10 protein-coding genes and 3 tRNA genes are annotated in these 13,190 nt (G+C 63.3%); 9 read left to right on the top strand and 4 right to left on the bottom strand.

Features of this window, described 5'->3' with window-relative positions:
- Positions 1 to 45 precede the first annotated feature (45 nt).
- The 3 genes from dnaG (at position 46) to AC1DIM_RS10295 (ending at position 2,333) form a co-directional block, all read left to right on the top strand.
- Positions 46 to 1,971 (top strand): DNA primase, encoded by a 1,926-nt coding sequence (dnaG, locus tag AC1DIM_RS10305; protein ID WP_477710380.1) that lies wholly within the window; start codon positions 46 to 48, stop codon positions 1,969 to 1,971.
- An 89-nt stretch (positions 1,972 to 2,060) separates the two neighbouring features.
- Positions 2,061 to 2,133 (top strand) — tRNA-Asn (locus AC1DIM_RS10300).
- A 124-nt stretch (positions 2,134 to 2,257) separates the two neighbouring features.
- Positions 2,258 to 2,333: transfer RNA gene (locus AC1DIM_RS10295), tRNA-Asn, on the top strand.
- A gap of 48 nt (positions 2,334 to 2,381) precedes the next feature.
- Here the strand turns inward: AC1DIM_RS10295 and AC1DIM_RS10290 are convergent.
- Both AC1DIM_RS10290 and AC1DIM_RS10285 read right to left on the bottom strand, forming a co-directional pair.
- Positions 2,382 to 2,789, bottom strand: a complete 408-nt coding sequence (locus tag AC1DIM_RS10290; RefSeq protein WP_477710379.1) for a hypothetical protein — start codon at positions 2,787 to 2,789, stop codon at positions 2,382 to 2,384.
- 64 nt (positions 2,790 to 2,853) lie between these two features.
- Entirely contained in the window at positions 2,854 to 4,077 is a 1,224-nt protein-coding gene (locus AC1DIM_RS10285) for a multidrug effflux MFS transporter (RefSeq protein ID WP_477710378.1), read from the bottom strand.
- Between the two features lie 176 nt (positions 4,078 to 4,253).
- Between AC1DIM_RS10285 and AC1DIM_RS10280 the strand changes: the two genes are divergently transcribed.
- The 5 genes from AC1DIM_RS10280 to AC1DIM_RS10260 all read left to right on the top strand — a co-directional run bounded on the left by AC1DIM_RS10280 (position 4,254) and on the right by AC1DIM_RS10260 (position 8,405).
- Positions 4,254 to 5,108, top strand: a complete 855-nt coding sequence (locus AC1DIM_RS10280) for a phage holin family protein (RefSeq protein ID WP_477710377.1) — start codon at positions 4,254 to 4,256, stop codon at positions 5,106 to 5,108.
- 68 nt (positions 5,109 to 5,176) lie between these two features.
- A complete protein-coding gene (locus tag AC1DIM_RS10275) occupies positions 5,177 to 5,875 on the top strand; it encodes a CDP-alcohol phosphatidyltransferase family protein (RefSeq protein WP_477710376.1) in 699 nt (232 codons plus the stop codon).
- On the top strand, positions 5,875 to 6,783 hold the full coding sequence (locus tag AC1DIM_RS10270) for a DMT family transporter (RefSeq protein WP_477710375.1): 909 nt from the start codon (positions 5,875 to 5,877) through the stop codon (positions 6,781 to 6,783). Before AC1DIM_RS10275 ends, AC1DIM_RS10270 begins: the two co-directional genes overlap by 1 nt.
- Before the next feature lie 167 nt (positions 6,784 to 6,950).
- The gene (locus AC1DIM_RS10265; protein ID WP_477710374.1) at positions 6,951 to 8,147 is read left to right on the top strand and encodes a glycosyltransferase; all 1,197 of its coding nucleotides are present in this window, start codon (positions 6,951 to 6,953) and stop codon (positions 8,145 to 8,147) included.
- 184 nt (positions 8,148 to 8,331) lie between these two features.
- Positions 8,332 to 8,405 (top strand) — tRNA-Ile (locus AC1DIM_RS10260).
- Positions 8,406 to 8,455: 50 nt separating this feature from the next.
- Here the strand turns inward: AC1DIM_RS10260 and AC1DIM_RS10255 are convergent.
- Positions 8,456 to 11,242 (bottom strand): AAA domain-containing protein, encoded by a 2,787-nt coding sequence (locus AC1DIM_RS10255; RefSeq protein ID WP_477710373.1) that lies wholly within the window; start codon positions 11,240 to 11,242, stop codon positions 8,456 to 8,458.
- A gap of 258 nt (positions 11,243 to 11,500) precedes the next feature.
- Between AC1DIM_RS10255 and AC1DIM_RS10250 the strand changes: the two genes are divergently transcribed.
- Positions 11,501 to 12,691, top strand: a complete 1,191-nt coding sequence (locus AC1DIM_RS10250; RefSeq protein WP_477710372.1) for an acyl-CoA dehydrogenase family protein — start codon at positions 11,501 to 11,503, stop codon at positions 12,689 to 12,691.
- Here the strand turns inward: AC1DIM_RS10250 and AC1DIM_RS10245 are convergent.
- Positions 12,677 to 13,183 (bottom strand): M23 family metallopeptidase, encoded by a 507-nt coding sequence (locus AC1DIM_RS10245; RefSeq protein ID WP_477710371.1) that lies wholly within the window; start codon positions 13,181 to 13,183, stop codon positions 12,677 to 12,679. The two genes, AC1DIM_RS10250 and AC1DIM_RS10245, sit on opposite strands and share 15 nt — an antisense overlap.
- Positions 13,184 to 13,190: the final 7 nt, after the last annotated feature.

Genomic DNA, 13,190 nt, shown 5'->3' with positions numbered 1-13,190 from the left:
TCAACCGCGGGGCCAGCATTTTCGTCCGGGGACTAAGATGGCTCTGTGGCTGGCCTGATCAAACGTGAAGATATTGACGAAGTACGCCAGCGCACGGACATCAAAGAAGTGGTTGACGGCTATGTCACGCTCAAGGGTGCCGGGCTGGGAACGTACAAGGGACTGTGCCCTTTCCACGACGAGCGCTCGCCGTCGTTCACCGTTCGCCCTCAGGTGGGCAGGTATCACTGCTTCGGTTGCGGCGAAGATGGCGACGTTATCTCGTTTGTCCAGAAGCAGGACCACACTTCCTTCCACGAGGCAGTCGAAAAGCTGGCCGCCCGCATCGGTTACGAACTGCGCTACGAGGACGGCGGAACCGGCCCCAGCCGCGAAGAGGTGGGCAAGCGTCAGCGCCTCCTGGACGCCCACAAGATCGCCGACGAGTTCTTCCGCGCACAACTGCTGACGCCCGGCGCCGCCGAGGGCCGGAACTTCCTCTACAACCGCGGTTTTGACCGTGCCGCCTCGGAGCAGTTCGGAGTGGGCTACGCGCCACAGGGCTGGGATGCCCTCCTGAAGCACCTGCGCGGGCGCGGTTTTACGGACGCTGAACTCAAGCTGACCGGGATGTTCTCCGAAGGCAACCGGGGGATCTACGACCGGTTCCGCGGCCGCCTCATATGGCCCATCCGCGACATCGCCGGTGACACGATCGGTTTCGGCGCCCGGAAACTCTACGAGGACGATCAGGGCCCCAAGTACCTCAACACCCCCGAAACCACGCTCTACAAGAAATCGCAGGTGCTTTACGGGATCGATCTCGCCAAACGGCATGTTGCCAAGGACCGGCAGTTGGTGGTGGTGGAGGGCTACACAGATGTGATGGCGTGCCACCTCGCGGGAATTCCGACGGCGGTGGCCACCTGCGGCACCGCGTTCGGCACCGAACACATCAAGATCGCCCGCCGGCTCCTGTCCGACGACGGCAGCGGGGGAGAGGTCATCTTCACCTTCGACGGGGATGCCGCCGGGCAAAAGGCCGCGCTGCGCGCCTTTGAGGAGGACCAGCGCTTCGTGGCGCAGAACTATGTAGCCGTGGACCCCACCGGCGCCGACCCCTGCGACCTCCGGCAGACCAAGGGCGACGCCGCCGTTCGCGACCTGATCAACAGCCGGCGTCCGCTTTTTGAGTTCGCCATTAAGGCCACGTTGAAGCGCCACAACCTGGACACCGTGGAGGGCCGCGTGGCGGCGCTGCGCGAAGCTGCTCCGGTGGTGGCCCAGATCCGCGATGCCGCCATCAGGCCCGCCTATGCCCGTCAACTGGCCGGCTGGCTCGGCATTGCCGTTGAAGAGGTCAGCCGGGCGGTGGCCGTCGCGATGAAGCGTGAAGGCAGCGGGGCCCCTGCGTCGCAGGCCACACCATCCGGAGCTTCCGCACCGGTGCGTGGCACCCCAGCCGGCGGACCCGGCGTCGCTGCCGGACCGGCGTCGGGCGCTGTCCCTTCGTACCACCGCCCCGATCCCCGGGATCCGGTAGCGTCCATGGAGCGGCAGGCGCTGGAGGTGGCGCTGCAGGAGCCCGCATCCCTCGGCGGCGGCATCTGGGAGCGTTTCTCGGCTGCGCGGTTCGTGACGCCCGCATTCCAGGCCGTTCACGACGCCATGCGCGCCTCGGGTCCGGGACTGATCGGCGAGCCGGTGCGCTGGGTGGAGCAGATCATGAACGAAGTCCCCGAACCCTTGCGTCCGCTGGTATCCGAACTCGCCGTGGTCCCGCTGCCGGCCAGCACCGCCGAAGCCGTCCAGAAGTACTGTAAGGACATCCTGGCCCGGCTGTTCGAGCTCCAGATCACCCGCGTGAAGGCGGACAAGATGGGACAGCTGCAGCGGCTGGACCCCGCAGCCAATCCCGACGACTATCAGCGGCTCAACCGCGAGCTGATGATGCTGGAAATGGAGCGCCGGGCGTTGCGCTCGGACGCCTAGCCTCCGCCCGTTCCCCTTCCCGATCTCCTGATTTCGCTTCCTGATTTCGCTTCCAGCCGGGGTGTTTGCTAGGCTGATACCCGCTTCATTCCTCCTTAGCTCAATTGGCAGAGCATTCGACTGTTAATCGAAGGGTTGCTGGTTCAAGTCCAGCAGGAGGAGCGCGCAATCCCCGTTCCGGGTTACCGGAACGGGGATTTTTTATGCCAGGGGCGGGTATTCCATCCCTTCCCGGAGCCGATTTCACATTGTCGGGAATCCTTTGCTAATGTCATACCTGCTTCATTCCTCCTTAGCTCAATTGGCAGAGCATTCGACTGTTAATCGAAGGGTTGCTGGTTCAAGTCCAGCAGGAGGAGCCAACACCAAAAATGTCCCGTCCTCCGTGTGAGGGCGGGGCTTTTTTGCCTTTAGACGAAGTCCATTTCAACCTGCAGGAAACGTTCGGCCTCCGCGATGGCGGCCAGGAAGGCATCGTGCTCGGTGGGGGCCTTCCGCGGTTCCCGAGGGTGCCATTCGTGCGGCGCTGAGTGGACACGGGCGAAGCCGGCGCCCGGCGGCGCGTAGAAGATGCCGAAGCGCTGCACCGGCCACTCAGGGGAGGTTTCCGGCGCTACCAGGAGGGCTGCGCTGAAGGCGGGGTTGAACCACTGGGCGATGGGCCGGCGTCGGTCTTCAGTAAAGAGCCCGGCCGCATAAAGGGCCGCGGACTGCTGACCGGTCTGCGCGCACAGCCGGTCCCACCACAGTGGCAGGATGCCGGAGTCGCAACGTTGCCATGTGGCCGGGAGCGGGGAGGAGTACTGCCAGCTGGGCACGGAATTATTTTATCGCGGGAGCGTGCGCCACGGCAGGGGAAACAGTGCTGCGTATGCGGCGGACTCAGTCTATGGAAGGGACAGTGCGCGGCCTGACGATCAGCCAGAGACCCGCGATCGCCATCAGGATGCAAGCCGCCTGGACGGCGCCCATGGGAGTGGCGCTGGTGATACCCAGCCAGCCCACCACCGGCGAGATCAGGCCAGCCGTCATGAAAGTCGCGGCACCTAGGAGGGAGGCCGCCGTCCCGGCCTGTGCGCCGTGGCTGGACAGGGCCAGGACCTGCACACAGGGGAAGGTAAAGCCGGTGCCCATGATGTAGAACCAGAGCGGCACAAGCACGCCCCAGAGGCCCAGGCCGGCCTGGTCGAAAATCACGATCAACAAAGCCATCAGGAACATCCAGGCTGTCGAGCAGGCAAGGATCCACTGCGGCGGGACGCGCCTGATAAGCCTGGAACTGATCTGGACGCCGGCCACGATCCCCAGGGAGTTGATGCCGAAGAGCATGCCGTACTCCTGCGGGGAGAAGCCGAAAATGTCCTGGAACAGGAACGGCGAGGCAGACAGATAGGTGAAGAGACCGGCGAAGTTCATGCCGCCCACTACCAGCAGGCCGACGAATATCCGGTCTGTGAAGAGAGCCTTGTAGCGCTGGCCTGCGGTCATGCCTGACAGGCCGCGCTTTTCCGGCGGCAGGGTTTCCTGGACCAGGAGGAGCGATGCAACGATCACCAGGGCCCCGTAGCAGGCCAGGAAGACAAAGATGCCGGGCCAGGGCATGACCAGGAGAAGTTGGGATCCGATCACGGGAGCCAGGATCGGCGCCAGTCCATTCACCAGGGCCATGCGGGAGAACATCTTCACCATGGCGTAGCCGGAGAACAGGTCCCGGACCATGGCCATGGCCACCACGCCGCCGCCGGCGGCGCCCACCCCCATCAGGACGCGGAAGAATCCCAGCGTGGCGATGTCGGTGGACAGTGCCGCCCCTACGGAGGAAGCGATGTGGACGGCGGTGGCCAGGATCAGCGGGAGCCGCCGGCCAAACTTGTCACTGAAGGGTCCCACTATCAGCTGTCCCACGGCAAAGCCGATGGTGGTGCCGGCCAGCGTCAGTTGGACCTGCGCCTCGGAGACTCCAAGGCTGGCCTCGAGGGCAGGGAAGGCCGGCAGGTAGAGGTCGATCGTGAAGGGTCCCAAAGCTGTGAGGGCGCCGAGCAGGAAAATGTACAGCAGTTTCCGTCGGCGGCTCAGGGCGTCGCCCGGATTGGAGTGAAGGGTCACGGAGACCAATCCTAGGCCCGGGTGGTCGATCTTTATGGTGTGACAGGCGCGCCGTGGGGCCACCCGGAAGTCTGGCCTGAAGCTGAATGGTAGTTTTGGGGGCGGGACCATGCTGGCGCACGCTCCCGCAAAACAGGGAAGCCGAATCGACCATCCAACATGTAAGGCGGGAACCGATGAGCGGACGTCACACCGGGCGCACCAGCCAGGGACTGCGCGTCACCGCGCTGCCCAAAACGCTGAAACTACTTTTTCGCCTCGCGCCCCGCCAACTCAACGACGAAATCGCCTTCGCCAAGGTCGAGCTCAAGCGCAAGGGCATCCAGGTAGGGGTAGCAGCCGCCTTCCTCGCCGTCGCCCTCGTTTTCGTGGCCTTCCTGGTAGTTGGCCTCATCGTGGCAGCCATCATGGGCCTTGCCACCATCATGCCCGCCTGGCTTGCGGCCCTGCTGGTCTGCGCGCTGTTCCTGATCATCGCCCTTATTGGGGCCCTGATCGGCGTGCGCAAACTTAAGAAGGCCATGCCCCTGGTGCCGGCGGAAACTATCCGGGGCATCAAATACGATCTGGGGATCGCCAAGGAAGGCACGGGTTTCAACGCCGCCCTGCTTGATCCAACCAGCCCCGAGGCCAAGGCCGCAAAGGCCGCCAAGGATGAGGCCGCTGCGAAGGCCAAGGCGGAGAAGGAAGCCAAAGCCGAAGCGCACAAGGCGGAGTTCCCGCACGCGTCCGAGCCCGAGCTTCACCGCCGGCTGGAACAGCGGCGGCGGCACATCGCCGAAGTCCGGGATGAACTGGACACCGAGCTGGACGTCAAGCCCCAGGTCCAGTTCCTGGTTGGTGCGGCCAAGGAAAAGCTTGGCGAGGGCAAAGCCGTTTTGGCGCAGGGCAAGGCCGCCGCCGGCCAGAAGTTCGCCGCGTTGTCAGACTCCACGGAGGGTGCCGGCGTCCGCTGGAAGCCCCTTGCCGCCCTCGCGGCTTCAGCCACCATCTTCGCGGTGTTGCTGCGCAGGCTGCTCCGGAATCCGTAACTGAACGCCACGTTCACGCTGTGCTTTGGTTCCACGTTCACGCTGTGCTTTAGGAGGAAGGGAGCGGAGTGAGGTTCATCGGCGCTGGTGCGCGTCCCGACCGCCCCCAGATCGATCACGACCGCGTTTTCACCGTACCCAACGCCCTGACGGTGCTGCGCTTCATGGGTGTGCCGCTCTTCATCTGGCTGGTCCTCGCGGAGCAGGAGTACGGCGTCGCCGTGGTTGTCCTGGCCGTCATGGCGGGGTCCGACTGGATCGACGGTTATGTTGCACGCCGCTTCGACCAGGCGTCCAAATTGGGCCGGGTTATGGACCCCCTTGCTGACCGGCTTGCCCTGATCGCGGTGGCAGTCACCCTGGTGATCGCAGGCGTCCTCCATTGGCTCTACCTGGCTGCACTCCTGGTGCCCGACGCCGTGCTCCTGGCCCTGACCCTGTCCTTTTTCCGAGGCCATCCGGATCTCCCCGTGAGCCGGATCGGCAAAGTCCGCACCGGGCTTCTGCTGCTCGGCACACCGCTGCTGGTCCTGTCGCGACTTGATTCACCGTTCGGCGGCCCGCTGTTCATAGCCGCCTGGACCGTCCTGGGCGTCGGCCTCGTCGGCCACTGGATTGCTGCCTACAACTACTTCTGGGCCATTCTGCGGAAGGGCAGAATGCAGTCACATCACGACGCCGCAGGGCACGACGCTGTAGGGCACGACGCCGCGGGGCACGGCCGTGCGCAGCTCGGCGGCGAAAAGAACGACGGCGGCACGGCCTGATGGTGTGGGTGGCGGTCCTGCTAGCGGTGCTTGGGGCGTTCTGCCTTGCCTTGGGTGCGCAGAAGCAGGGAAGCGCGGTCAAAGCCGATACCGGGGGTCTGGCACTGAATTCAAACGGATTCCTCCGCCTGCTGCGGAATCCGCGGTGGATGTTCGGGCTGCTCCTCCTGTGCCTCGGGATGGGAATGAACGCGGTGGCGCTGGTCTCCGCGCCGCTGACCGTGGTGCAGCCGATCGGTGCCATCGCGCTGGTCATCACCACCGTGGTGAATTCGCGCGACCAGGACATCACCATCAACCGGGCCACCATGGTGTCCATTGCGGCCTGCGTGACCGGTTCGGCGCTGTTTGTCCTTCTTGCCGTGAACGTGACCCAGGAGAACCACCACGTGAACCAGGAGGACGAGCTCACCATAGTCCTGCTGCTCGCCTTGGCAGTCGGCGTGTTCGGCACCCTTGCGGTGATGTTCCGGCACCGGATGAGCGCATTTGTCTACATCCTCGGCGCCGGTGTCCTTTTCGGCTTTGTGGCTGTTCTGACACGCATCATCGGCAAACACCTGCTGGATCCGAACGGACTGTTCCTGCTCAATGTCCAGTGGTACTCGGTGGTGGCCATCGCCGCAGCTGGCGGCCTCGGCTCCTGGTTTGTCCAAAACGCCTACTCGGGCGGGCCGCCGGACCTGGTCATCGCCGGCCTGACAGTCATCGATCCGATCGTGGGAATTGCCATCGGCATCGTGATCCTGGGTGAATTGCGCCCTGACGTCCACGCCGTGATGGCGATTGCCATGGCTACGGCAGCATCCCTTGCTATCGTGGGGGTGATCGCCCTTTCCAGGCACCACCCCGAGGTCACCAAGCGCAAGAAAGAAGCGCGGAAGGCTGCGGGCAGGGCGTCCCACTAGCCTGTTGGCCCGATCAGTCCGTTTCCATCACCAGACGTTTCCACCCGCGAATCTTCCACCCAGCCGATTTCACCCAGCCGATTCCAAGAGGCCCCGCGCCACCGCGCCGGCGGCCACCCGGTGCTTTCAGCGTCAGCTGCGCACCGTGACCTTCAGGAGCTCTCCACGTGACAAAGCCCGCCGACCAGCGTCCCCTGACCATCCTGATAGCCGCGGATACGTATCCGCCCCACGTCAACGGGGCCGCCCAGTTCAGCTACCGCCTGGCGAAGGGCATGACCGGCCGCGGCCACAACGTGAATGTGCTGGCCTGCCGCGCGGACAATGGCGCGAGTTTCACCGAGTTCCGCTCCGAGGCCACTGTTCACCGGCTCCGCTCGCACGGCGTGTTCACCCACGAGTACTTTCGCATCTGCTTTCCGTGGGAGATCAAAAAGGAAATCAGCCTCCTTTTTGATCGGGTCAAGCCTGATGTGGTGCACATCCAGAGCCACTACATGATTGGCGAACACGTCCTGTATGAAGCCGTGAAGCGCGGCGTCAGGGTCGTGGCCACGAACCATTTCATGCCGGAGAACCTGAACCCGTTCCTGCCGTTCCCGCAGTGGCTCAAGGACATCATCGGCAAGATCTCCTGGAAGGACATGGGCAAGGTCATGGGCCAGGCCGATGTCGTCACCACGCCCACGCCCCTGGCTGCCAAGGCCATGCACCAGCACGCCTTCCTCCGCAAGGTGCTGCCCCTGTCCAACGGCATTGATTCCGCCGCCTATGAGCTGCAGCCCGGTGAGGTCATCGAACCGCACGCCAACCCGACGGTGGTCTTTGCGGGCCGGCTGGCGGAAGAGAAACACGTTGACGTCCTGATCAACGCGGTGTCCAAGACGCCGGCAGAGCTGAATGTCCATCTGGAGATTGTGGGCGGCGGGGAAGTCCGTCCGGCCCTCGAAGCGCAGGCCAAACGGCTGGGCCTCGAGGACCGGGTTAAGTTCCTGGGCCTGGCCAGTGATGAAGACCTCCGGGAGGCGTACATCAAAGCCGATCTCTTCTGCATGCCGGGTACTGCTGAGCTGCAGTCCCTGGTAACCCTTGAAGCCATGTCCGCCTCCACCCCTGTTGTGCTCGCGGACGCCATGGCCCTCCCACATCTGGTGCGCGACGGCGAGAACGGTTACCTGTTCATCCCCAACGACAGCGACGACCTCGCGAAAAAAATCACCCGTATCCTGGAGCTGCCTGTCGAGGAGCGCGCCGCGATGGGCCAGGCCAGCAGGCGGATGGTGGAACGGCACAGCATCGAGGGAACCCTGCAAACCTTTGAGGACCTGTACCGCGGCGCAAGCTTCGAAGACAAAGTGGTCTGAGGCCGGGCAGGGTGCCTGCATGCCTGATCCAGGCGACCCGGCCGCCGGCGGCAGTGCCTTTGGCGGAGGGCGGCAGCGCCTTTGGCGGACGGCAGCAGTGGTCTGGGAAGGCGTCCCGGTTTGCTAGAGTGTTTTTGCCCTGCTGAAACCAAAGTCCTCATCGGACCGGGTAGGCGGAGCGCATGGGGCTATAGCTCAGCTGGTTAGAGCGCGGGACTCATAATCCTAAGGTCCTCGGTTCAAGTCCGAGTAGCCCTACCGTGCGGTGCCGTCCGGTCTGCGGGAACGCAGTCCGGAGGGCATCAGTGTCAGAATGCTGCCTTTTCAAGAATCGCAGTGGCGAGGCGCCGGCGAATCACCTGTTCTTCGCCGCTGCCGGTGGTCGGCAGCCGCAGGAGCGGAATGCTGTGCGCGAGGCAGATCGCGTTCTTGAGGCCGTCCCGGACCCCTTGCCGGGCGTCAGCCTCGTGGAAGGCGAAACCGTCGACTTCCACAGCAAGGACCGGCATGTTGGTGATGCGGTTGTAAACGACGAAATCGACTGTGGCGCGGTTCCTCACATAGGAAACTTGCTCGGGCGTGAGCCTGGAAAGGTCGGGGAGCAGATTGCGCAGGACGACCTGCTGCGCAACGGCAAAATCTTTGTAGGGTTCCTCGGCAAGGATCTCGACGAGCACCGTCCACACGATGTTTTCAGAAGCGAACTCGGACGTGTTCTGAAGGCGGGCAGCCAGGGGCTTAAGCAGCGCGGAGTATTCCTTGTAGAGGAGGTCGAATACGGAGAGGACTGCGCTGTCAAAGACATCGTTCCCGGGGTCCTGGTACTGGATGAATTGGACCAGATCGCGAAGGTGGCGGCTGGCTGGCAGCATGTCGTGATTGGTCACCAGCACAAAGCGTTTCACCGCGCGGGAGACTGCCACGTTGACCAGTTGCGGGTTATCAACAAACTCAACGCCGGAACGTCCGCCCTTGGTCTCGTCCAAGACCGTGCTCATGATGATGATTTCTTTTTCACGGCCCTGAAATTTGTGGACTGTGTCGGCCTCGATTTTGTTCTGGAGAGCTTCCGCGACTTTATCGACCTGCCGGCGGTACGGCGTGACCACCCCGATGTCTTCGTGTAGCGTACCGGCGCAGAATTGTGCCAGCACTTCCTTCGCAATGACGTCCGCTTCCCGTTGATTGGTGCGGCCACCGGCATGCTGCCTCATGTGGTTTCCCTCGGCGGTACGTACCACCACGAGCGCCCTGTTTCCCGGATCACTGGTGGTATAAGGGACCAGTTGGCCGCCGTAGAACTTCTTATTGCAGAAGTCGATGATCGAGGGATCGCAGCGGTAGTGTTCGCGGAGCATCGTGCGGGGGAGCCCGGTGCCGAAGCGTTCGATTATGGAGGACAGGATGTTGTGCCGCCCGTAGTCATAACTGGGGGCCGGTGCCGGCCGGGCGCGCTCGGAAGCACTCTTCTCCGGGATGTGCGGGAGCTGCCGCAGGTCACCGACGACGATGACATTCCGTGCGCAGGAGAGTGCCAGGCCCGCGGCCAGCAGGTCCACCTGGGACGCTTCGTCGATGATCAGGTAGTCCAGCAGGAAGCCAGGCGGGATGCTTCGCCGCAGCGAGTGGCAGGTACTCAAAACCACTGGGTAATCGTTGGTGAACGACGTGAAGTGCCGTAAATAGGTGGCGTCCGAATAACCTGGCGACCGGGAACCGGCGTACCGCTGATACAGGCTTGCTTCAAGAGCCTGCCGTGACACCTGCTTCAGTTCATCTTCGAGACCGGGGTAGTCGTCCTGAAAGAGCTGTCCCTCCGCTTTCCCGATCTGTTGTTCCAGCTCCGTGATTTTGTTGTCGTAGTAGGAAGCCTGAAGCCGCAGGACAACATCGGTGTCGTTGGGATCGATGTTTCGTGTTGAGCCATACCGGAAACGGCCCGTAAACCGTCGGAAGAACCTTTTGGCGGGGCCTTCGTTGACGGGGACGGCCGCCGTCTCGGCCAGGAACTCGAGGATACGGCTGGACGGCAGCTTCAAGAGCGTCAGAGCTGGGAGCGGGGGCAGCCCGTGATTGTCGACGTGGAGGCTGAAGTGACGCCGCTCCAGCCGGTAGGCATCCAGTTCCTGCCGCCGCAACGCCAATTCCCTCGCCACCGCCTGGAGGTGCTGAAGACGCACGTCCAGGTCCGAAATCCGGCCGGCCGCCGGCATCGGAACGGGAGAGCCTCCTACCCTGCGGTGCACCTCGACGTTTGCAGTGTGTTGTCCCGCGAAAAACTCACGTCGGAAGTCGCTCTTCCTCAAATCTGCAACGATGTGGCCGAACCCTTCCCTGGCAAGCTTGTCACCAACGTTCTCCACCGCTGCGTTGTTGAAAGAGACAATGCCTACAGTCTTGCCCGGGGAACTAATGATGTTGGCAACCAGGTTGAGTATTGTTTGCGTCTTTCCTGTGCCAGGCGGCCCGTCGATGACGGAGATGCGGTGGGTGAGCCCTTTCTGGAGGGCTTCGCGCTGGCTGAGGTTGGAGGAGAACGGAAAGATAACTTCTTCGACCGCGGCCGAGGCCTCCAAGGCTTCCCCGCGAAGATAGAGGTCCAGGACGCTCCCTTGGGGGACTGCCCGAAAATTCCTGTACAACGAGCGCAGCGGGTCGTTCGGCCCGAGATGGGACACCAGGTCGTGCCAGTAGTGGAGGACGTCATAGGCGTCGGCGTCGAGATCAGCGGCCCGGACGATGCTGAACTCGTCCTGCCCACAGATTTGATAAGTCTCGCGTCCGCCGGTTGACGAGAAAATCCGCCACCGCGTCTGGCCGGGACCATCGAAGCGCCAGACTTCCGTCACGCCCTGTACGGGTTGGCCACGGATGCTGACATAGTCCATTTCGCCCAGGGGTTCCCGTACCGGGTTACGGAGGATCATCACTTTCCGGGCCGCATACCTGTACCTCTTCGGGCCGCCGGCGAGCTGGAAAGATAAGTAGGTGAAGTCTGCGCCTGCCACGTAGTCCAAGACTTCCGAAGTTTTGTCGTCAAAACCCGACTGATCCTGGCGACGGATGAGAACGGCCTCGCGGCGCGGGTCAGTCATGGCGAATCCCCCCAGCAAAAGAGTGCAACATCCTTGCACCCCGACCATACCGAAAGTTCGCCGCGCGGCTGGCGTGCTGCAGCGTTGCGGCTGTAGGTACCCTCCGCTGGTGGCCTTGTTGGCTGCAGCTTCCGTCCATGAACACCGTTGCAGAGGGTACGGCGTATGCGGTAAGTTACTCACCAGTAACTTATTGGACTTCGGGGACCTCCATCCCTTGGAGCCCTTCCGTCAGCACTCATCCCCAGCGAGGAACCCATGTCCAGGAAATCCATTGACGTCAACGACCTTCCGTACGCTGATGGCGACTTCTTCGCCTTTGAGCAGTTGCTTACGGGCAAGGAGCAGGACCGGCTGGCCGAGATCCGGGGCTTTCTGGCCCGCGAAGTCCGGCCGATTGCTGTGGACTGCTGGAACCGCGGTGAATTCCCGATGGACCTCATCCCGAAACTGGCTGAAATCGACTTGGTGAGCCCCGTACGTCGCCAGGGTTATTCAAACCTGTTTGCCGGATTGGTCCACGCTGAGGCCACCCGTGCCGATGCCTCCATTGCCACCTTCCTGGGCGTCCACGACGGACTCTTCACCGGCTCAATCGAGGCCCTTGCCTCCCAGGAACAGCAGGAAGCCTGGTTGCCGGACATTTATTCGCTTAAGAAGATCGGCGCTTTCGGCCTCACTGAACCCCTTGGCGGCTCCGACGTGGCCGGCGGCACCCGCACCACGTCACGGCGCGACGGCGACACCTGGATCCTCAACGGCGCCAAGCGGTGGATTGGCAACGCAACCTTCTCCGACTGGGTGGTCATCTACGCGCGGGACATCGCAGACAACCAGGTCAAGGGATTCCTGGTCGACACGGCGCTTCCCGGCTTCCGCGCCACCAAGATTGAAAACAAGATCTCACTACGGACCGTCCAGAATGCAGACATTGTCCTGGACAACGTGGTGGTTCCCGACTTCTATAAGCTCGCTGGTGCCAACAGCTTCCGCGACACCAACAAGGTCCTCAAGGTCACCCGGCTGGCTGTCGCCTGGCAGGCGGTGGGCCAGCAGCTTGCCGCCTTCGATGTGGCGCGCCGGTACGCCGTGGAGCGCCAGCAGTTCGGCCGGCCGCTGGCGTCCTTCCAGCTTGTCCAGAGTCAGCTGGTGCAGATCCTAGGCAACGCGGTCAGCTCGATGGGCATGATGGTGAGGCTTTCCCAACTGGAGGACGCCGGCCAGGCCAAGGACGAACAGTCCGCTCTGGCTAAGGCATTCACCACAACCCGGATGCGCGAAAGCGTGGCGATCGGCCGGGGCCTCCTGGGTGGCAACGGGATCGTGACCGACTTCGAAATGGCCAAGATCTTCGCTGATGCGGAAGCCATCTACTCTTACGAGGGAACCCATGAGATCAACACGCTGGTGACAGGCCGCGCCATCACGGGGATTTCAGCGATCGTCTAGGGCTGCCGGGGCGGCGCCACTGACCGGCAGCAGGATGGACGGGCGGAGGTCCGTCACGAATTCCAGCGGATTGACATAGTCGTCGGCCCGCCTGACGCCCCAGTGGACGCAGTGCAGCGCTCCGCAGTGTCCCGGCTGCAGGGTGCCGATGATCCCGCCCTTCGCCACCACGGCTCCGGCTGCCAGCGGACTCTCAACAGGCTCAAAACTGCTGCGGAGTCCGCCGCCGTGATCGATGGTGATCACGGGGCGGTCCACGACGACCCCCACAAAGCTCACGGTGCCTGCAGCCGGTGAGGTGACGGGGTCGCCGTCGTGGGCTGCCTCAAGGTCCACGCCGCGATGCCCGCTCATCCACGGCTTGTCCGGCGGATCGTAAGTGCGCAGCACTGCCGGTTTGGGGGAGAGCGGCCAATCCCAATCAGGCCGCGGGGCCGCGGACGGGGACGCGGTCAGCAGAACCAAGGCGGCGAGCATAAGTGTTGCTTTCATTCACCCA

This window comes from Pseudarthrobacter sp. 01T43, from assembly GCF_056398665.1.
Note: the sequence above shows the minus strand (reverse complement) of the source record. Positions and strands in the feature narration are given on the sequence as shown.

Bases quoted from the DNA above. Each gene is read 5' to 3' on its own strand.
- AC1DIM_RS10270 (WP_477710375.1), top strand. From the start codon at position 5,875: ATGGTGTGGGTGGCGGTCCTGCTAGCGGTGCTTGGGGCGTTCTGCCTT.
- AC1DIM_RS10250 (WP_477710372.1), top strand. From the start codon at position 11,501: ATGTCCAGGAAATCCATTGACGTCAACGACCTTCCGTACGCTGATGGC.
- AC1DIM_RS10245 (WP_477710371.1), bottom strand. From the start codon at position 13,183: ATGAAAGCAACACTTATGCTCGCCGCCTTGGTTCTGCTGACCGCGTCC.
- AC1DIM_RS10280 (WP_477710377.1), top strand. From the start codon at position 4,254: ATGAGCGGACGTCACACCGGGCGCACCAGCCAGGGACTGCGCGTCACC.
- AC1DIM_RS10255 (WP_477710373.1), bottom strand. From the start codon at position 11,242: ATGACTGACCCGCGCCGCGAGGCCGTTCTCATCCGTCGCCAGGATCAG.